This window comes from Bacillus sp. FSL M8-0277 (assembly GCF_037975305.1).
Taxonomy (GTDB): Bacteria; Bacillota; Bacilli; order Bacillales; family Bacillaceae; genus Bacillus; species Bacillus pumilus.
In genome coordinates this window covers 161,050-179,517 of the sequence record NZ_CP150255.1, presented here as the reverse complement: position 1 = coordinate 179,517, position 18,468 = coordinate 161,050, and the positions used below count along the sequence as shown (strand labels likewise).

15 protein-coding genes, 2 tRNA genes and 3 rRNA genes are annotated in these 18,468 nt (G+C 44.3%); 7 read left to right on the top strand and 13 right to left on the bottom strand.

Annotated elements, in window-relative coordinates:
- The first annotated feature begins 17 nt into the window (after window positions 1-17).
- From pbp4b to MKZ05_RS01020, 3 genes are read left to right on the top strand one after another with little or no spacing between them, the layout of a single operon-like run.
- Window positions 18-1,373 (top strand): penicillin binding protein PBP4B, encoded by a 1,356-nt coding sequence (gene pbp4b, locus MKZ05_RS01030; RefSeq protein ID WP_253621920.1) that lies wholly within the window; start codon window positions 18-20, stop codon window positions 1,371-1,373.
- A gap of 13 nt (window positions 1,374-1,386) precedes the next feature.
- Window positions 1,387-3,306, top strand: a complete 1,920-nt coding sequence (locus MKZ05_RS01025; RefSeq protein ID WP_268459835.1) for a glycoside hydrolase family 3 protein — start codon at window positions 1,387-1,389, stop codon at window positions 3,304-3,306.
- 11 nt (window positions 3,307-3,317) lie between these two features.
- Window positions 3,318-4,565 (top strand): DUF1343 domain-containing protein, encoded by a 1,248-nt coding sequence (locus MKZ05_RS01020; RefSeq protein WP_339160976.1) that lies wholly within the window; start codon window positions 3,318-3,320, stop codon window positions 4,563-4,565.
- A gap of 39 nt (window positions 4,566-4,604) precedes the next feature.
- Here MKZ05_RS01020 and MKZ05_RS01015 read toward each other — a convergent pair whose 3' ends face one another.
- From MKZ05_RS01015 to MKZ05_RS01000, 4 genes are all read right to left on the bottom strand, one after another.
- Complete coding sequence (locus tag MKZ05_RS01015) at window positions 4,605-5,570, bottom strand: bile acid:sodium symporter family protein (RefSeq protein ID WP_050943457.1); 966 nt, start codon at window positions 5,568-5,570, stop codon at window positions 4,605-4,607.
- Between the two features lie 61 nt (window positions 5,571-5,631).
- Window positions 5,632-5,823, bottom strand: coding sequence for a hypothetical protein (locus MKZ05_RS01010; protein ID WP_339160974.1), 192 nt, complete (start codon window positions 5,821-5,823; stop codon window positions 5,632-5,634).
- 36 nt (window positions 5,824-5,859) lie between these two features.
- The gene (gene hag, locus MKZ05_RS01005) at window positions 5,860-6,825 is read right to left on the bottom strand and encodes a flagellin Hag (RefSeq protein ID WP_339160971.1); all 966 of its coding nucleotides are present in this window, start codon (window positions 6,823-6,825) and stop codon (window positions 5,860-5,862) included.
- Between the two features lie 6 nt (window positions 6,826-6,831).
- On the bottom strand, window positions 6,832-6,999 hold the full coding sequence (locus MKZ05_RS01000) for a hypothetical protein (protein ID WP_212046752.1): 168 nt from the start codon (window positions 6,997-6,999) through the stop codon (window positions 6,832-6,834).
- Window positions 7,000-7,211: 212 nt separating this feature from the next.
- Here MKZ05_RS01000 and MKZ05_RS00995 point away from each other — a divergent pair, with 212 nt between their 5' ends.
- Complete coding sequence (locus MKZ05_RS00995) at window positions 7,212-7,334, top strand: hypothetical protein (RefSeq protein WP_267875493.1); 123 nt, start codon at window positions 7,212-7,214, stop codon at window positions 7,332-7,334.
- 531 nt (window positions 7,335-7,865) lie between these two features.
- Here the strand turns inward: MKZ05_RS00995 and MKZ05_RS00990 are convergent.
- From MKZ05_RS00990 to MKZ05_RS00970, 5 genes are all read right to left on the bottom strand, one after another.
- A tRNA-Thr gene (locus MKZ05_RS00990) sits at window positions 7,866-7,938 on the bottom strand.
- A gap of 1 nt (window position 7,939) precedes the next feature.
- A tRNA-Asn gene (locus tag MKZ05_RS00985) sits at window positions 7,940-8,014 on the bottom strand.
- A 42-nt stretch (window positions 8,015-8,056) separates the two neighbouring features.
- Window positions 8,057-8,172, bottom strand: a 5S ribosomal RNA gene (gene rrf / locus MKZ05_RS00980).
- A 61-nt stretch (window positions 8,173-8,233) separates the two neighbouring features.
- A 23S ribosomal RNA gene (locus MKZ05_RS00975) occupies window positions 8,234-11,164 on the bottom strand.
- 182 nt (window positions 11,165-11,346) lie between these two features.
- Window positions 11,347-12,895 (bottom strand): 16S ribosomal RNA (locus tag MKZ05_RS00970).
- Together the 16S, 23S and 5S rRNA genes with 2 tRNA genes alongside form the textbook arrangement of a ribosomal RNA operon.
- A gap of 378 nt (window positions 12,896-13,273) precedes the next feature.
- Between MKZ05_RS00970 and pdaB the strand changes: the two genes are divergently transcribed.
- A complete protein-coding gene (gene pdaB, locus MKZ05_RS00965; RefSeq protein ID WP_137055639.1) occupies window positions 13,274-14,038 on the top strand; it encodes a polysaccharide deacetylase family sporulation protein PdaB in 765 nt (254 codons plus the stop codon).
- Here pdaB and MKZ05_RS00960 read toward each other — a convergent pair.
- On the bottom strand, window positions 14,031-14,633 hold the full coding sequence (locus tag MKZ05_RS00960; protein WP_106036292.1) for a KinB-signaling pathway activation protein: 603 nt from the start codon (window positions 14,631-14,633) through the stop codon (window positions 14,031-14,033). The genes pdaB and MKZ05_RS00960 overlap by 8 nt on opposite strands.
- 90 nt (window positions 14,634-14,723) lie before the next feature.
- On the opposite strand from MKZ05_RS00960, the gene gerD reads away from it, so the two are divergent.
- A complete protein-coding gene (gerD, locus tag MKZ05_RS00955; RefSeq protein ID WP_339160966.1) occupies window positions 14,724-15,308 on the top strand; it encodes a spore germination lipoprotein GerD in 585 nt (194 codons plus the stop codon).
- 38 nt (window positions 15,309-15,346) lie between these two features.
- Here the strand turns inward: gerD and MKZ05_RS00950 are convergent, their stop codons facing one another.
- The 3 genes from MKZ05_RS00950 to MKZ05_RS00940 form a co-directional block, all read right to left on the bottom strand.
- Window positions 15,347-16,405, bottom strand: a complete 1,059-nt coding sequence (locus MKZ05_RS00950; protein ID WP_322000600.1) for a P-loop NTPase — start codon at window positions 16,403-16,405, stop codon at window positions 15,347-15,349.
- A gap of 103 nt (window positions 16,406-16,508) precedes the next feature.
- Complete coding sequence (gene cwlD / locus MKZ05_RS00945; protein ID WP_017359175.1) at window positions 16,509-17,222, bottom strand: N-acetylmuramoyl-L-alanine amidase CwlD; 714 nt, start codon at window positions 17,220-17,222, stop codon at window positions 16,509-16,511.
- Between the two features lie 58 nt (window positions 17,223-17,280).
- Window positions 17,281-17,724, bottom strand: coding sequence for a YbaK family protein (locus MKZ05_RS00940; RefSeq protein ID WP_050945810.1), 444 nt, complete (start codon window positions 17,722-17,724; stop codon window positions 17,281-17,283).
- Window positions 17,725-17,870: 146 nt separating this feature from the next.
- Between MKZ05_RS00940 and MKZ05_RS00935 the strand changes: the two genes are divergently transcribed.
- Entirely contained in the window at window positions 17,871-18,440 is a 570-nt protein-coding gene (locus MKZ05_RS00935) for a DUF4825 domain-containing protein (RefSeq protein WP_050945811.1), read from the top strand.
- Window positions 18,441-18,468 lie beyond the last annotated feature (28 nt).

Below are 18,468 nucleotides of genomic sequence, written 5' to 3'. Positions count from 1 at the left end.
AATAGGAGGTCTAACTCTTGAAGAAATACTTTCTCTTAATGACAAGTCTGCTCATGCTCCTTGGATTACCAGCACAAACATTTGCAACTAGCTCCCATCCTGTATCGTCTTTGTCTAAAACAGCACCTGAAGAATATCCCGTCTTAAAAAAGGCAAAACGACCGGAACAAGTTGGTTTTTCTTCTAGGCAGCTTAGGAAGGTTGATCACATGATTCAAAACGATATCAAAGCAGGGTTTCCAGGAGCCGCACTCATCATTATCAAAGACGGAAAAATCGTCCACCAAAAAGCCTATGGCTACAGGCAAAAATACGAAGGCACAACGGAACTCAAATCCTATAAGAAAATGAAAAAGAATACTCTGTTCGACTTAGCATCCAATACCAAAATGTATGCGACCAACTATGCCCTGCAAAAGCTTGTCTACGAGAAAAAACTGAATGTGAACGAAAAAATACAAGCCATCCTGACAGATTTTAAAGATGAACCAGATGCAAAGGTAACCGGCAAAGATCAGCTCCGTGTAAAAGATCTTCTGACCCATTCTGCCGGACTCCCTTCCAGTGTTTTATTTTATAGCAAAGAAGCAGCCGGCACCTTTTTCTCTCAAGATAGAAAGACAACGATGAAATGGCTGCCGAAGGTGCCTCTGCAATACAAACCAGGCACCCAGCACATTTATAGTGACATTGATTACATGCTGTTAGGCATGATCATTGAGAAAAAAACAGGCATGCCTCTTGATCAATATGTAGAGTCAACAATCTATCGGCCGCTAGGTCTCAAGCACACAATGTTCAATCCACTGCAAAAAGGATTCAAACCGAAGCATTTTGCAGCAACCGAACGTTTAGGTAATTCGCGAGATGGTGTCATTGATTTTGAAAACATTCGCAGATACACCCTGCTAGGCGAAGTCCATGATGAAAAAGCATTCTACTCAATGGCAGGTATCTCTGGTCATGCTGGACTTTTCTCTAACATATCAGACATGGCCGTGCTGCTCCAGCTCATGCTGAACAAAGGAGGCTATGGAAAAACAACCATCTTTGATCAAGCTTCTATCGATCTCTTTACAGCCTCTTCTGATACAAACCCAACATACGGGCTAGGCTGGCGAAAAAACGGTCATACTGACATGGAATGGATGTTTGGAAAATATGCAAGTAACGAAGCCTATGGACATACTGGCTGGACCGGAACGATGACATTGATTGATCCAAAACATAATCTAGGTATCGTCTTGCTGACAAATAAGAAACATTCGCCTGTCGTTTCACCTGAAACCAACCCAAATCAATTTGAAGGTGACCTTTTCCCAACTGGCACTTATGGAAGCATCATGACCGCCATCTACGAATCTTTTAAGTAAAAGGAGGAATTCGATGTTAAAAGCACTTTTCCCCGCTGCTTTGGTTTTAGCTCTGCTAACCTCTTCCATTCCAACGGAAAAGGTTAGCTCTGCCCCTCTTTCAACCGCAAAACAAATGGTACAAAACATGTCTTTGGATGAAAAGATAGGTCAAATGCTTATGCCAGACTTTCGTAATTGGCAAACAAAAGATGAATCCGCACCTACAGGCTTAACAAAGATGAATAAAGAAGTATCCCATCTTGTAGAAAAATATCATCTAGGCGGTGTCATCTTATTTGCGGAGAATGTCGTTGATACGAAACAAACCGTCAAACTCACCCATGAATTTCAAAAAGCATCACCAAAGATTCCATTACTCATTTCAATTGATCAAGAAGGTGGAATCGTCACAAGATTACAAAAGGGAACACATTTCCCAGGAAATATGTCGATTGGTGCCTCTAGAAGCACGAAAAATGCATACGACACAGGGAAAATCATCGGTAAGGAATTAAACGCACTAGGGATCAATACAAACTTCTCTCCTGTGCTAGATGTGAATAATAACCCAAACAACCCCGTCATTGGTGTCCGTTCCTTTAGCTCTGACCCTGCCCTTGTCACAAGGCTTGGCCTTCAAACCATGAAGGGACTTCAAAAGGAGAAGACGATTTCGACACTCAAGCATTTCCCAGGACATGGTGATACAGCCGTCGATAGTCACTACGGCTTGCCGCTCGTAGAACATGATCTAGATCGTTTAAAAAAAGTTGAACTCTATCCATTTCAACAAGCCATCAACGCTGGTGCGGATATGGTCATGACCGCTCATGTTCAATTTCCCGCCATTGATGATACAACATATAAAAGCAAAAAAGATGGCGAGGACATTATGGTTCCAGCAACCTTATCGAAAAAAGTCATCACACACTTATTAAAAGAAGAGATGGGCTTTCAAGGTGTTGTCGTAACAGACGCCCTAAATATGAAAGCGATTGCAGATAACTTCGGACAGGAAGAAGCCGTAGTGATGGCCATTAAGGCTGGCGTCGACATCGCCCTCATGCCAGCACCAGTCACCTCTCTTAAAACTGAGAAAAACCTTGAGAATGTGTTCAATGCTGTAAAACAGGCAATTGTAAAGAAAGAAATTCCGATGTCTCAAATCAACGAATCTGTTGAAAAAATTCTTCAATTGAAGATCAAACGAGGCATCATTTCTTCCAAAAAACCTATCACCCTTGAGAAAAAAATCAAAAAAGCCACTCAAGTCGTTGGGAAAAAATCGCACCGGAAAGCAGAACAAAAAATGGCGCGTGAAGGGATCACCCTGCTTAAAAACAACGATAAGACCCTACCCTTCAAGCCTAAAAAGAATGATAAAATCTTGGTCATGGCACCTTACGAAGATCAAACAAAAGCCATGTCTGTCACAATTGACTCTCTGATCAAACAAAAAAAGATCAAACCTGTACGTATCCAATCATATGCTTTTGCGGATAAGACCTTCAACAAAGAAACAGCCAGACTCATACAAGATGCTGACTATGTGATTACCGGCTCATACGTTGTCCAAAATGATCCAGCTGTGAATGATGGTGTGATTGATGACAATGTACAGGACCCGAAAAAATGGGCTACTGCTTTCCCGCGTGCTGTCATGAAAGAAGCTGCAGCACAAAACAAAAAAATGGTCATCATGAGCCTAAGAAACCCTTACGATGCTGCAAATTTTGAGGAGGCGGATGCCTTACTAGCTGTTTACGGTTTTAAGGGCTACTCAAACGGACAATTCAACCAGCCAAATATTCCTGCTGGGTTAGAAGTTATATTTGGCACTGCATCACCTAAAGGCAAACTGCCTGTAGATATCCCATCTGTCACTCATCAAAATCAAACCCTATATCCATTCGGCTATGGACTCAACTTGAAAGGGAAACAGATCAAATAGGAGGGATTCTCTTGAAAAAAACAGCAAGCTTCATACTCGCAAGCATTCTCATTATGAGCACATTGACCGCCGCCTCCCCCGCAAGCCAAGAACGAACAGATACAAAAGGAAAAAAAGCAACAGTCAAAACAGGGATTGAAACACTACTCTCAGGCAACCTTTCATGGTTAAAAGGGAAAAGGGTCGGCCTCATTACGAACCCAACTGGTATTGATGCAAATATGAAAAGCAGTGTCGATCTCCTATTTGAGCATCCAAATATTAAGCTTACTGCTCTATATGGACCTGAACATGGTGTGCGCGGCGATGCACAAGCAGGAGAAGGCGTCGAATCCTATACCGATGAAAAAACAGGTCTTCCTGTTTACTCCCTCTATGGAAAAACAAGAAAACCAACGCCTGACATGCTCAAAAATGTAGATGTCTTGCTGTTTGATATCCAAGATGTTGGCACTCGTTATTACACCTATATTTACACGATGGCCTATGCGATGGAGGCCGCTAAAGAAAACAACATTCCCTTTGTTGTCCTAGACCGTCCAAACCCTATTGGCGGACTAAAAGTAGAAGGCCCTGTATTAGAACCTGAGCACGCTTCATTTGTAGGGCTCTATCCAATACCATTAAGACATGGGATGACCACTGGTGAACTAGCAACATTCTTTAACAAAGAGTTTCATATCAATGCTGATGTCACAGTCATCAAAATGAAAAATTGGAAGCGTTCCATGACGTTTGATGACACGAAGCTACCGTTCGTCCTTCCTTCACCTAACATGCCGACAGTGGATAGTACCTTTGTATATCCCGCCACAGGATTAATTGAAGGCACAAATGTCTCTGAAGGCAGAGGAACAACAAAACCGTTCGAGCTCATTGGCGCTCCGTATATCAATAGCAATGAGCTAGCAGATCATCTAAATCAATTAAAACTAAAGGGTGTGAAATTTAGACCCGTATCATTCACCCCCACTTTTTCTAAACATGCAGGGAAGCTATCACACGGTGTGCAGCTATACGTCACAGACCGCTCTTCATTCGAAGCGGTAAAAACAGGGTTATCCATCATTAAAGCCATACATGATTTATATCCAAAAGACTTTGAGTTCCTTCAAACAGGCAGCTTTGATAAACTCATCGGGAATGGTTGGATCAAAGAAGAAATCAACCAAGGTACTTCTGTCAAACACCTCATGAAGCATTATCATCACGACCTCAAATCGTTCGAAAAGAAACGGAAGAAATATCTCATCTATTAATTCGCAAAAAGACCTCCATCTCATAGGATGGAGGTCTTTTCATGATAAAGATTTAGTCACAGCAGGTGCTTTCAGCTCAAATCGATTGAGTAAAAAACCAAACAAGGCAGCAAGTACTTGCTGAAACAGCATGCCAATCACAACAGGGACAGCAACAGCAGGCGGGAAAAAGCTAATAGCAAGCACAGCCCCAGCACTAATATTTCTCATGCCGCCCGTATACACAATGGCCACAATTTCCCCTTGAGTACATTTCATCACCTTTCCAATCAACCACGCAAAAGCATACCCACTCATCGCGATGAAAAAGACAGTTGCTGCTTTGCTAAAAAATGCAGCATCCAGTTCACGCAAATATGGGGCGACAACAGAACTGTTAATCGATACGACAACAAACAAGCCTAATTTTGAAAAAGGAGCCAGGGTCTGACTCATTGTTTTCGTCACCGATGGCTTTGCATACTGACGAACGAGCATCCCTAAAATAGAGGGTAGCACCACCATACCGAACAGCCCTTTCATGATCGCCACCATGTCCATATGGACCTGTGTACCGACGAAAAGTGACAAGCTTACTGGAACAATCAATGGCGAAAGCAATGTATCAATTAAAATGATAGATAGCGTTAACCCGACATTCCCTTTATACATCGCCGCCCATATTAAACTAGACACACCTGTTGGAATCACCATCGCAAGAGTCAAACCGGTGATCGTCATAGAATCGCCCGCAAATATCAAATGCCCCGCTGACCAAGCATAAAGAGGCATCAGCACATGCAAAATCATAAACGATAAAATCAAAGGCAATGGGTGCATTACCGTATGCTTTAAAGCCGAAAAAGTAGAAGACAAACTCCCTGCAAAGGTCATAACAGCAAATACCCATGGCACCAAAAACGTAAAATCCTTTAAATAGGCCGCCAATAAAACACCGAATAACACACTAATAGGTGTAATAAGCGGCATCATCCGGCCGAGCACTTGGTTCAAACGCACAAGCATGCCGGCCACCTCCATCCTTCACTTTCTTACCTTTTCTATTGTAACAAACAGAAAGAACTTATTAAGAACCATTCGCCTGTTTCACAAGATTTCGACTTTGTGTATCCATTCCAACTACGTCTACTTGTACGCCAGCTGCTTGAAACTTTTCCTTTACACGTTCTATCGCTGAAGATCTTTCCCTGATGAACACTTGGATGAAGCGTCTTTTAGAACGATCAATAAAATGAAACATCGAACTGAATAAAGACAAACAAAAAAACCCCTATATAAAGGGGCTTTTGGTTTATTAACGTAATAATTGAAGTACGTTTTGTGGCTGTTGATTCGCTTGTGCAAGCATAGCTTGAGAAGCTTGAGAAAGAATGTTGTTCTTAGTGAATTCACTCATTTCTTTAGCCATGTCAACGTCACGAATACGAGACTCAGCAGCAGTTAAGTTTTCAGCAGATGCACCCAAGTTGTTAATAGTGTGCTCTAGACGGTTTTGTACTGCACCAAGTTTTCCACGTTGAGCAGATACTTGGTTAATAGCTGCATCAACAATACTTAGTTGAGTATCAAAACCAACATCAGTAGCATCTGCTGCATTATCAGCAAACTTTCTTACATCGATGTCTTTAATAGCTTGATTCGCTACAATCCCATTAGCATCTTTAACTCCCAATGCATCTGTACTCATTTTATTAATATGAACTGAAATTTGTTGAGTTGCGTTAGCACCGATTTGGAACACTAAAGCATTACCACTTGCTGGGACTGCAGGTGTACCGTTATCATCTGGATCATCTGGATCTCCCGGAATTGCCGGTGTTCCTAAGGTTCCTTTAAACGTACCATCTAATAATTTTTTACCGTTAAACTCTGTACGATTTGAGATACCATCTACTTCTTCTTGTAAAGCTTCAATTTCATCTTGGATAGATTGAAGGTCAGACTCTTTATCCTGCGTACCAGTGTTTCCAGCTTGAACCACTAGTTCACGTACACGTTGAAGGATTGAGTGAGTTTCAGTCAATGCACCCTCAGCTGTTTGGATAAGAGAGATACCGTCCTGTGCGTTTTTAGAAGCCATTTCTAATCCGCGGATTTGTCCACGCATTTTTTCAGAGATGGCAAGACCTGCTGCGTCATCTCCTGCACGGTTGATTTTAAGACCAGAAGAAAGCTTCTCCATGTTCTTTTGGCTCGCACCGTTGTTTGCAGATAAACGGTTTAAAGTGTTAAGTGCTGCGATGTTGTGGTTAATTCTCATTTCTTATTACCTCCATGTAATTTTTTTCGAGAGCTTATCTGTTAAGTCCATTTGGATGAGAAGCTCTTCCTTAGAATTTCCGATTTCTAAGGCATGTGTATAGTAGTAACGCAGAGCACCTTTTGGCTCTCTAACTTTACTACCATATGTAACACCAGTTATGGCAATAATCATGAAATCTCCTTCTATTGATGCTCACCATAACAATGAGTATTGTGTTACCTACTATAGACAGACCTACCACATATTTTAGTTTGTGGAAATTATTAATTTCACAAATTCGACACATTTAACAAGCATATAAGGATGATAAAATTTAACCAACTGCGTTTTATGGAATATTAAGTAAAATGAAAATAATATATTACGAAAACAGGAGGAGAAACATGATTAGTGTAAAACCGTGTGGAAACAACACTTTTTCGTATACACTAGAATCACTCGATAAAGTAACAGAGAAAAGAAAAAGGATTTTAAGAGAAGGATTCACTTCAAAAGAAGAACAATGAAAGTTGCGAAAGCAAAAGAATTGCAGCTCCACGGATTTTCAAACGATGAAAAATAAACATCAAAAAAGCCCCTATTCTCTATGGTCAGGGGCTTTACTTTTTTCATTTTTTCAATGCTTTTTGAAGAGCTGCTTTTGTTTTCGATCCGTTCCATCTCTTATGTGGCACAACGTTGGCCAATGAAATGCCTTGCTCTGTCATCAGCTGGACGAATTAGCATTGTGCGTTCTCTCAACTACCTTTTCAAATTTAAATACATGGTGGGAGCGATTCGTAAAAAGGCACGATATAAGAAAATTCATTTGCAAGATATGCATCATACTCATGCTGCTATGCTAATAAATCAAATCGGTAAAATACCTGGGTTTAATATCAAATCTGTCTCTCAGCGTTTAGGTCATGCGGAAGCTATAACAAACTTATTGCAAATTCGATAATTGGCCCCTAATTTGTCCCCAAGCAATTAAAAAAGGACATAAAAAAAAGCCTTCTCATCATCGAGAAACCTTGTCAGATCAACATTTAGAGGAAAGCTTCCAAGCGGGCTCGAACCGCTGACCTCTTCCTTACCATGGAAGTGCTCTACCTACTGAGCTATGGAAGCATGGCTCCGCAGGTAGGACTCGAACCTACGACCGATCGGTTAACAGCCGATAGCTCTACCACTGAGCTACTGCGGAATGATAAAGTAACTTCTTCCATTGGAAGGATATAAACAAAAAGCTTGGCGGCGTCCTACTCTCACAGGGGGAGACCCCCAACTACCATCGGCGCTGAAGAGCTTAACTTCCGTGTTCGGTATGGGAACGGGTGTGACCTCTTCGCTATCGCCACCAAACCTGATGGAGAGAATGTTCTCTCAAAACTAGATAACAATGTTCAAACTTCACATTAGAATATAGGTTAAGTCCTCGATCTATTAGTATCTGTCAGCTCCACGTGTCACCACGCTTCCACCTCAGACCTATCAACCTGATCATCTTTCAGGGATCTTACTTCCTTGCGGAATGGGAAATCTCATCTTGAGGGGGGCTTCATGCTTAGATGCTTTCAGCACTTATCCCGTCCGCACATAGCTACCCAGCGATGCCCTTGGCAGAACAACTGGTACACCAGCGGTGCGTCCATCCCGGTCCTCTCGTACTAAGGACAGCTCCTCTCAAATTTCCTGCGCCCGCGACGGATAGGGACCGAACTGTCTCACGACGTTCTGAACCCAGCTCGCGTACCGCTTTAATGGGCGAACAGCCCAACCCTTGGGACCGACTACAGCCCCAGGATGCGATGAGCCGACATCGAGGTGCCAAACCTCCCCGTCGATGTGGACTCTTGGGGGAGATAAGCCTGTTATCCCCGGGGTAGCTTTTATCCGTTGAGCGATGGCCCTTCCATGCGGAACCACCGGATCACTAAGCCCGACTTTCGTCCCTGCTCGACTTGTAGGTCTCGCAGTCAAGCTCCCTTGTGCCTTTACACTCTGCGAATGATTTCCAACCATTCTGAGGGAACCTTTGGGCGCCTCCGTTACATTTTAGGAGGCGACCGCCCCAGTCAAACTGCCCACCTGACACTGTCTCCCTGCCCGATAAGGGCAGCGGGTTAGAAGGTCAATACAGCCAGGGTAGTATCCCACCGATGCCTCCACCGAAGCTAGCGCTCCGGTTTCCAAGGCTCCTACCTATCCTGTACAAGCTGTACCAACATTCAATATCAGGCTGCAGTAAAGCTCCACGGGGTCTTTCCGTCCTGTCGCGGGTAACCTGCATCTTCACAGGTACTATAATTTCACCGAGTCTCTCGTTGAGACAGTGCCCAGATCGTTGCGCCTTTCGTGCGGGTCGGAACTTACCCGACAAGGAATTTCGCTACCTTAGGACCGTTATAGTTACGGCCGCCGTTTACTGGGGCTTCAATTCGCACCTTCGCTTACGCTAAGCGCTCCTCTTAACCTTCCAGCACCGGGCAGGCGTCAGCCCCTATACTTCGCCTTACGGCTTCGCAGAGACCTGTGTTTTTGCTAAACAGTCGCCTGGGCCTATTCACTGCGGCTTCTCGGGGCTTTAACACCCTAAGAAGCACCCCTTCTCCCGAAGTTACGGGGTCATTTTGCCGAGTTCCTTAACGAGAGTTCTCTCGATCACCTTAGGATTCTCTCCTCGCCTACCTGTGTCGGTTTGCGGTACGGGCACCTCTCACCTCGCTAGAGGCTTTTCTTGGCAGTGTGGAATCAGGAACTTCGCTACTAAATTTCGCTCGCCATCACAGCTCAGCCTTTACGGGAAACGGATTTGCCTATTTCCCAGCCTAACTGCTTGGACGCGGATATCCAATACCGCGCTTACCCTATCCTCCTGCGTCCCCCCATTGCTCAAATGGTGAGGAGGTGGTACAGGAATATCAACCTGTTGTCCATCGCCTACGCCTTTCGGCCTCGGCTTAGGTCCCGACTAACCCTGAGCGGACGAGCCTTCCTCAGGAAACCTTAGGCATTCGGTGGACGGGATTCTCACCCGTCTTTCGCTACTCATACCGGCATTCTCACTTCTAAGCGCTCCACCAGTCCTTCCGGTCTGACTTCACAGCACTTAGAACGCTCTCCTACCACTGTTCGTAAGAACAGTCCGCAGCTTCGGTGATACGTTTAGCCCCGGTACATTTTCGGCGCAGAGTCACTCGACCAGTGAGCTATTACGCACTCTTTAAATGGTGGCTGCTTCTAAGCCAACATCCTGGTTGTCTAAGCAACTCCACATCCTTTTCCACTTAACGTATACTTTGGGACCTTAGCTGGCGGTCTGGGCTGTTTCCCTTTCGACTACGGATCTTATCACTCGCAGTCTGACTCCCAAGGATAAGTCATCGGCATTCGGAGTTTGACTGAATTCGGTAACCCGGTAGGGGCCCCTAGTCCAATCAGTGCTCTACCTCCGAGACTCTTACCTTGAGGCTAGCCCTAAAGCTATTTCGGAGAGAACCAGCTATCTCCAGGTTCGATTGGCATTTCACCCCTACCCACACCTCATCCCCGCACTTTTCAACGTGCGTGGGTTCGGGCCTCCATTCAGTGTTACCTGAACTTCACCCTGGACATGGGTAGATCACCTGGTTTCGGGTCTACGACCACGTACTCATGCGCCCTATTCAGACTCGCTTTCGCTGCGGCTCCGCATCTTCTGCTTAACCTTGCACGGGATCGTAACTCGCCGGTTCATTCTACAAAAGGCACGCCATCACCCTTTAACGGGCTCTGACTACTTGTAGGCACACGGTTTCAGGATCTATTTCACTCCCCTTCCGGGGTGCTTTTCACCTTTCCCTCACGGTACTGGTTCACTATCGGTCACTAGGGAGTATTTAGCCTTGGGAGATGGTCCTCCCGGATTCCGACGGAATTTCACGTGTTCCGCCGTACTCAGGATCCACTCTGGAGAGAACAACATTTCAGTTACAGGGCTGTTACCTTCTTTGGCGGGCCTTTCCAGACCTCTTCGCTTATATCGTTCCTTTGTAACTCCGTATAGAGTGTCCTACAACCCCAAGAGGCAAGCCTCTTGGTTTGGGCTGTTCCCGTTTCGCTCGCCGCTACTCAGGGAATCGCATTTGCTTTCTCTTCCTCCGGGTACTTAGATGTTTCAGTTCCCCGGGTATGCCTTCTCATACTCTATGTATTCAAGTATGGATACTACTCCATTACGAGCAGTGGGTTTCCCCATTCGGAAATCTCCGGATCAAAGCTTGCTTACAGCTCCCCGAAGCATATCGGTGTTCGTCCCGTCCTTCATCGGCTCCTAGTGCCAAGGCATCCACCGTGCGCCCTTTCTAACTTAACCATTTCTTACTTTAGAAAGAATCACTATGTGTGATGAACTTTGCATTGCATTCAATGTGAATGTATTACTTATTGTTATCTAGTTTTCAAAGAACAATCCTGTCTCGCTAGAGACATGTCTTGAAGGAATGATCCTTCAAAACTAAACAAGACGAAAACGCACGCTGCTCCATATATCCTTAGAAAGGAGGTGATCCAGCCGCACCTTCCGATACGGCTACCTTGTTACGACTTCACCCCAATCATCTGCCCCACCTTCGGCGGCTGGCTCCATAAAGGTTACCTCACCGACTTCGGGTGTTGCAAACTCTCGTGGTGTGACGGGCGGTGTGTACAAGGCCCGGGAACGTATTCACCGCGGCATGCTGATCCGCGATTACTAGCGATTCCAGCTTCACGCAGTCGAGTTGCAGACTGCGATCCGAACTGAGAACAGATTTATGGGATTGGCTAAACCTTGCGGTCTCGCAGCCCTTTGTTCTGTCCATTGTAGCACGTGTGTAGCCCAGGTCATAAGGGGCATGATGATTTGACGTCATCCCCACCTTCCTCCGGTTTGTCACCGGCAGTCACCTTAGAGTGCCCAACTAAATGCTGGCAACTAAGATCAAGGGTTGCGCTCGTTGCGGGACTTAACCCAACATCTCACGACACGAGCTGACGACAACCATGCACCACCTGTCACTCTGTCCCCGAAGGGAAAGCCCTATCTCTAGGGTTGTCAGAGGATGTCAAGACCTGGTAAGGTTCTTCGCGTTGCTTCGAATTAAACCACATGCTCCACCGCTTGTGCGGGCCCCCGTCAATTCCTTTGAGTTTCAGTCTTGCGACCGTACTCCCCAGGCGGAGTGCTTAATGCGTTAGCTGCAGCACTAAGGGGCGGAAACCCCCTAACACTTAGCACTCATCGTTTACGGCGTGGACTACCAGGGTATCTAATCCTGTTCGCTCCCCACGCTTTCGCTCCTCAGCGTCAGTTACAGACCAGAGAGTCGCCTTCGCCACTGGTGTTCCTCCACATCTCTACGCATTTCACCGCTACACGTGGAATTCCACTCTCCTCTTCTGCACTCAAGTTTCCCAGTTTCCAATGACCCTCCCCGGTTGAGCCGGGGGCTTTCACATCAGACTTAAGAAACCGCCTGCGAGCCCTTTACGCCCAATAATTCCGGACAACGCTTGCCACCTACGTATTACCGCGGCTGCTGGCACGTAGTTAGCCGTGGCTTTCTGGTTAGGTACCGTCAAGGTGCGAGCAGTTACTCTCGCACTTGTTCTTCCCTAACAACAGAGCTTTACGATCCGAAAACCTTCATCACTCACGCGGCGTTGCTCCGTCAGACTTTCGTCCATTGCGGAAGATTCCCTACTGCTGCCTCCCGTAGGAGTCTGGGCCGTGTCTCAGTCCCAGTGTGGCCGATCACCCTCTCAGGTCGGCTACGCATCGTCGCCTTGGTGAGCCATTACCCCACCAACTAGCTAATGCGCCGCGGGTCCATCTGTAAGTGACAGCCGAAACCGTCTTTCATCCTTGAACCATGCGGTTCAAGGAACTATCCGGTATTAGCTCCGGTTTCCCGGAGTTATCCCAGTCTTACAGGCAGGTTACCCACGTGTTACTCACCCGTCCGCCGCTAACATCCGGGAGCAAGCTCCCTTCTGTTCGCTCGACTTGCATGTATTAGGCACGCCGCCAGCGTTCGTCCTGAGCCAGGATCAAACTCTCCGAAAAAGTACAAAACCGAAGTTTTGTTTTTCGTCAGCGTTTGACTGACTACCTATGATATAACATAGGATTTTTTTATAAAAACTCGAATTAACAGGTACGTTTTGTCTTGTTTAGTTTTCAAAGATCATCTTCGCCGTTCTTAGCGGCTTTAATAATATAACATTTCGCTTCATCTTATGTCAACAACTTTTTTCAAGTTTATTTCCCGAAGCGTTTTGTGTTTGTCACTGTGTGTCAGCGACGATTAATAATATATCACGAAAACTTTCTATTGGTCAACGCCTTTTCAAAACTTTTTTTGAAATAGTTTTATCGTGCATCTCAAACCCTTGTCCTGCATACAATCAAGTAACAATCTCGGACAAGGCAGGAGTGTTTGAATTGAGTCGATTATATGTGTTGCCTATTAAACGGCTGAAGCAAGTTGTCATTATTCTTGTAGCAGCCCTTGCAGCTGCAACCTTTTTTTATGTACAAAAGGCACCGCCGCTGTCGGTATTTAAAACAGAACACGGACCCCGAGCCATTTATAAAGGCGAGACTTCCTCAAAACATGTCTCCCTTACTTTTAATATCGGCTGGGGAGATGAGAAGGCAGTTCCTATTTTAAATGTCCTTCGAGAGTACGATATAAAGAACGCTACTTTCTTTCTGTCTGCTTCTTGGGCTGAACGTCATCCTGATATCGTCAAACAAATTAGAGAGGACGGTCACCAAATCGGCAGCCTTGGCTATGCTTATAAAAATTATAGCCAGCTTGAAGATAGTGAAATCAAGCAAGATCTTGTCCGGGCACAAAATTCATTTCAAAAGCTTGGACTAGATGACATTCAACTATTAAGACCGCCAACTGGGCAATTTAACGAAAAAGCTTTAAAAATTGCCACACAGTACGGTTATACCGTTGTCCATTACAGCGTCAATTCACAGGATTGGCTGAATCCAGGCGTCGATCAGATTGTTCAGAATGTAAATGATCGAATGAAAAGCGGAGACATTGTTCTCCTCCATGCCTCAGATTCAGCAACCCAAACCGCTCAAGCCTTACCAGCTATTTTGAAACAAATCAAAGAAAAGAATTTAAAGAATGTGACGGTTGGCGAACTGATCTCCAATACTAAAACAAGGTCATCGGAAGTTAAGTAGCTTTTGCCTTTGAAAACCGCGGCATAGCTAATAACTGAAACGCATTACAGCCTAATAGCGGTAATAGCATTAAATACAGCCAGTCCTCTTCATTGACTCTGAGCGCCGGGAACCATTCTAGCGACGTGATGACGACCATGAGAAACATTGCGGAAACAAATGTTTTCTTAGAGGACTGCTGCTGTTTAAAGTACGCCACGATCAATGCGAACACACCGATAAAGACAGGCAGCCATAGGTATGGAAGAAATGATTCATTCTCCCCGAAAAACAAAAATCGCAAGTAAGCTAAATCAAACAGCACAAAGATCACCAGAAACAGCTGAATGGTATTCCATAAAGAATGTGACCGGAATATCTCTAGCGCAAACCGGTGCACCGTCAAAAAGACAACAAACCCCATCTGACTAATGACACTAAAAATCATCCCCACACCAATGAACCAAAATAACACAGATGCGATTTCTAGTATTTCAAACGATATAAAAAGCTTCTGATATTTCCCCCACTCCAGCGCAAAGCCTACCACGCTTGTAATGACCGCTCCAACAGCTAGCACAGAGAAGAAAAAACGAACTAAATCCCGACTTTTCATTGAATTGACCCAACCCCTATTTTTGTTATGTATAAATTCACGTGAAACATTCATATTAAAAGTAAGACATGTAACGAAAGGAGCCACAGTATGTCAAAAGGCATCTTGCGTATAATGAGCTGTTTTCTCCTTTTATCTCTAACAGCTTGTGCTCCCAAAACCCAATCCTCATCTAATATGGACTATGACGAAACAAAGAAAATGGTCGTCGATATATTGAAGACAGATGACGGTAAAAAGGCCATTCAACAGTTATTAAATGACGAGGCAATGAATGAAGCTTTGGTAATGGATGAACAAACTGTGAAAAAAACGATAGAGAAAACACTGACTTCTGATAAAGGCAAAGAGTTCTGGAAGAAGGTCTTTGAGGATTCTAAATTTGCCGAGACTTTCGCAAAATCCATGCAGCAACAGCATGAAAAGATGTTAAAACAATTAATGAAGGACCCTGACTATCAGCAATTGATGATGGATATTCTCAAGGATCCTGAAATGGAAAAGAAATACGGTGAACTGGTGAAAAGCAAAGAGTTCAGAAAGCATTTAGAAAAAGTTATTACGGAAACATTAAGCAGTCCTCTTTATAAGAAGAAATTCGAAGATGAGCTTAAAAATGCAGCATCTGAAAGCAGTGATTCCGGATCAAAAGGCAGCGAAGAAAGCGGCAGTTAAACATCACCCGAGTGGACATACATCCACTCGGGCTTTCATTATGCTTTTACTGCTAATTGTTCAATGACTTTATTCGCAATGTGTTGATACACTTCTCCCGTCGGATGACTCGCATCATAGACGGATGGAGCAAAATCCTCTTCATTCCAATCAGGCTGTCTTAAAGGAATTTGGCCAAGGACCGATACACGCAGTTCTTCTGCCAGCTTGTCCCCGCCCCCTTTTCCAAAGACATGTTCTTTTTCACCTGTTTTTTTGCTTTCATAATAGCTCATATTCTCAACGACCCCTAGCACTTCGTGATCTGTTTGCAGTGCCATTGCGCCTGCTCTAGCAGCAACGAAGGCAGCTGTAGGATGCGGTGTTGTGACAATGATTTCTTTACAGCTTGGAAGCATTGTATGAATATCAAGCGCCACATCTCCCGTTCCAGGCGGAAGGTCTAATAGTAAGTAATCTAATTCTCCCCACTCGACTTCGTGGAAGAAGTTATTTAGCATTTTACCAAGCATCGGTCCTCTCCATATGACCGGTGCATTTTCTTCAACAAAAAAGCCCATTGAAATCACTTTGACACCAAAGCGTTCCACAGGAATAATTTTTTCCCCTTTAACCGTTGGTCTGACGGTGATTCCCATCATATCCGGTACACTAAAGCCATAAATATCTGCATCAATCAGTCCGACTTTTTTCCCTAGACGAGCAAGCGCTACAGCAAGGTTAACAGACACGGTGGATTTCCCAACGCCGCCCTTTCCGCTCGCTATCGCTAAGAACTCAGGCGGATTTTTAGAATTGAGCAGGTTTTCTTCCTCATCTTGTGAAGGCATAAACCTTTCAAGTGTTTCCTGAGGCAGTTCTTCAAAACGAAGTCCTACTGTGTTAGCACCCTCTGCTTTCAAGGCTTGTACGATGTCTTGCTGCAGCTTCATCTGCTCAGCAGTACCCGTTTTGGCAATAGCCACCTTTAAGCTCACATGGTCTTTTTCAGGCTTTAGGCTGATTTCCTTGATGGCATCCAGCTCACCAAGCGGTATATGAAGGAAAGGTTCGTCCATCTTCCCAACTAGTTTTCTCACATCATCTTGTCCGATCATAGCAGAACCTCACCCTTTATTGAATTCGTTTACAATCCAAGTATATCATACATATCCTTACAATGTCTGTCCTGTTTGCCTGCGTTCAAAAGGAAAAAGCCCCTTATTCAGGCGGCTCTTTTTGCTCTGTTAAATATCTTAAAATGCCTTTATAAATGGATGCGGCTATTTGATCTTGATATTTAGGTGTTGCCAGCTGACCGGCCTCTTTCGGATTGGAGAGAAACCCAATCTCCACAAGAGCTCCTGGCTTTGTCACATTTTGCATTAAATAAATGCCATTGATCCGCTTCGCCTTTCGATCTGTGTTTTCAAGATTATTGCGTAATTCATCTTGTATGAACTTCGCTGCCTTTTCATTCTCTTCATACTTTCCGTAAAAAAACGTCTGCGCGCCGCTCCATTTGTTCGATGGGATCGCATTTAAATGAATACTTAAATAGAGATCCGCTTCAGACTCATTGATGACTTTTACGCGGTTTCTTAAATCTTCCGCTTTCTTCCGGGCATATCCCTTTGTGTTCTTTGATGATAAATCAGAATCATCCTCGCGGGTCATGAGAACAAGCGCTCCCTGCTCCTGCAAATAGTCACGTATCTTCATGGATACATCCAGTGCAATCTCTTTTTCAAGCAGCTCTCCTCCTACAGCCCCGCCATCTGGACCGCCATGACCCGGATCTAAATAGATGATCTTGCCGCTCAGAGGCAAGTTCCACGATTTCCACGAATCATCATTTAGAAATTGAAACCTGAATAAGAATAAGAGGACAATAAACCCGATTAAAAACCCTGTCCATTTCAGCTTTCTTTTCATCCCTGTCCCTCCCATACACCATTATTTTATAGATATGGGACAAGGACTGGAAATATGCTTAATGCAGCCGAAGCTTATGCCTTTTTTCTGATTCCCGAAAGCCTTCCTGCCACCACATGCTTAAAAAATCCTTCGCAAATGGATACAGACACGACATCTTCCGCTCCATTCGGAACATATTCCCCCACGATTGCAAACACCCCGCTAGCTCCTCAACCAGCTCATCTTCTTCATGAACTGACCGCTTCTTTATATCATCGAACGATTCACCGTACTTGCTCGACTCACCGTATCTCCCACCTGCTAAAAAAGCTTCAATGGCGAAATCGATGCAGCCATCACTCATAATCCCAGCTGGATCATCTGCAAATGGGAACAGCTTCTTCGTGAATTTCTCGGAAGCGACCGTCACCTGTTGAAGAGACAATGTACGCAACAGCTTCTTTTCAAGCGTGACATCTCGTTTTGTTTTCAATTGATAAAATGAAAGAACCTCTGCCATGGACTGAACTCCTTTTTTCTTTGTATTGTTCGTTGGTTTGAACAAAACATGCAGTTCAGTAAATGGAAATCAATGAGCTAATGGGTTGGAAAATTGTGATAAAATAAACACTTATATATAGAAAGAATGGAAAAGGGGCAAAATTCATGAAGAAGTGGATGTATATCCTACTGCTACTAACAGTCGTCTTATCTGGATGCAGCAGTCACGCGACCGAGCAGAAGAGCGACATAAAAGGAATAGAAGACATATCATTAAAACAGCTTTCTAAGCACAAAAATTCTTATATTGGAGACAACGGAGCAATTGGCGCTATTTTATCAGATCTTCCAGGTAACGTGATTCGTGAGTATGAAATCGTAGATGAAAAAGAGCTAAAAGTGACATATGGCGTGAAAGAAAATGCCAATGATACAGAAGAACAATTTGATACATTTTGGTTTGACAAGAAGGATACCATTGAAAAAAACTACTTATATAACGCATTGGCACTTTTTATTCTTATCGATAATGCTGAGCAAGTGACACTCAAGATGAACTCTAACGACAAACAATCCGTCACGTTTAAAAGACAAGAGCTAGAAAAAAAGCTGCCTCACTCATTTAAAGAGTACCAAGACGATGTAGCGCTTTGGCAGAAGGAACTGGTTGTTGGAGTTGTGAAGTCAAAAGAGAAACGCCAAGATGTATACAAAGTGTTTCCAATGCAGAAATAATAAAACAGAGGGGTATCTCCCTCTGTTT

Coding starts and splice junctions, on each gene's coding strand:
- MKZ05_RS01025 (WP_268459835.1), top strand. CDS start 1,387: ATGTTAAAAGCACTTTTCCCCGCTGCTTTGGTTTTAGCTCTGCTAACC.
- MKZ05_RS01015 (WP_050943457.1), bottom strand. CDS start 5,570: ATGCTTGTGCGTTTGAACCAAGTGCTCGGCCGGATGATGCCGCTTATT.
- hag (WP_339160971.1), bottom strand. CDS start 6,825: ATGAGAATTAACCACAACATCGCAGCACTTAACACTTTAAACCGTTTA.
- MKZ05_RS01000 (WP_212046752.1), bottom strand. CDS start 6,999: ATGATTATTGCCATAACTGGTGTTACATATGGTAGTAAAGTTAGAGAG.
- MKZ05_RS00995 (WP_267875493.1), top strand. CDS start 7,212: ATGATTAGTGTAAAACCGTGTGGAAACAACACTTTTTCGTATACACTA.
- MKZ05_RS00960 (WP_106036292.1), bottom strand. CDS start 14,633: ATGAAAAGTCGGGATTTAGTTCGTTTTTTCTTCTCTGTGCTAGCTGTT.
- gerD (WP_339160966.1), top strand. CDS start 14,724: ATGTCAAAAGGCATCTTGCGTATAATGAGCTGTTTTCTCCTTTTATCT.
- MKZ05_RS00950 (WP_322000600.1), bottom strand. CDS start 16,405: ATGATCGGACAAGATGATGTGAGAAAACTAGTTGGGAAGATGGACGAA.
- cwlD (WP_017359175.1), bottom strand. CDS start 17,222: ATGAAAAGAAAGCTGAAATGGACAGGGTTTTTAATCGGGTTTATTGTC.
- MKZ05_RS00940 (WP_050945810.1), bottom strand. CDS start 17,724: ATGGCAGAGGTTCTTTCATTTTATCAATTGAAAACAAAACGAGATGTC.
- MKZ05_RS00935 (WP_050945811.1), top strand. CDS start 17,871: ATGAAGAAGTGGATGTATATCCTACTGCTACTAACAGTCGTCTTATCT.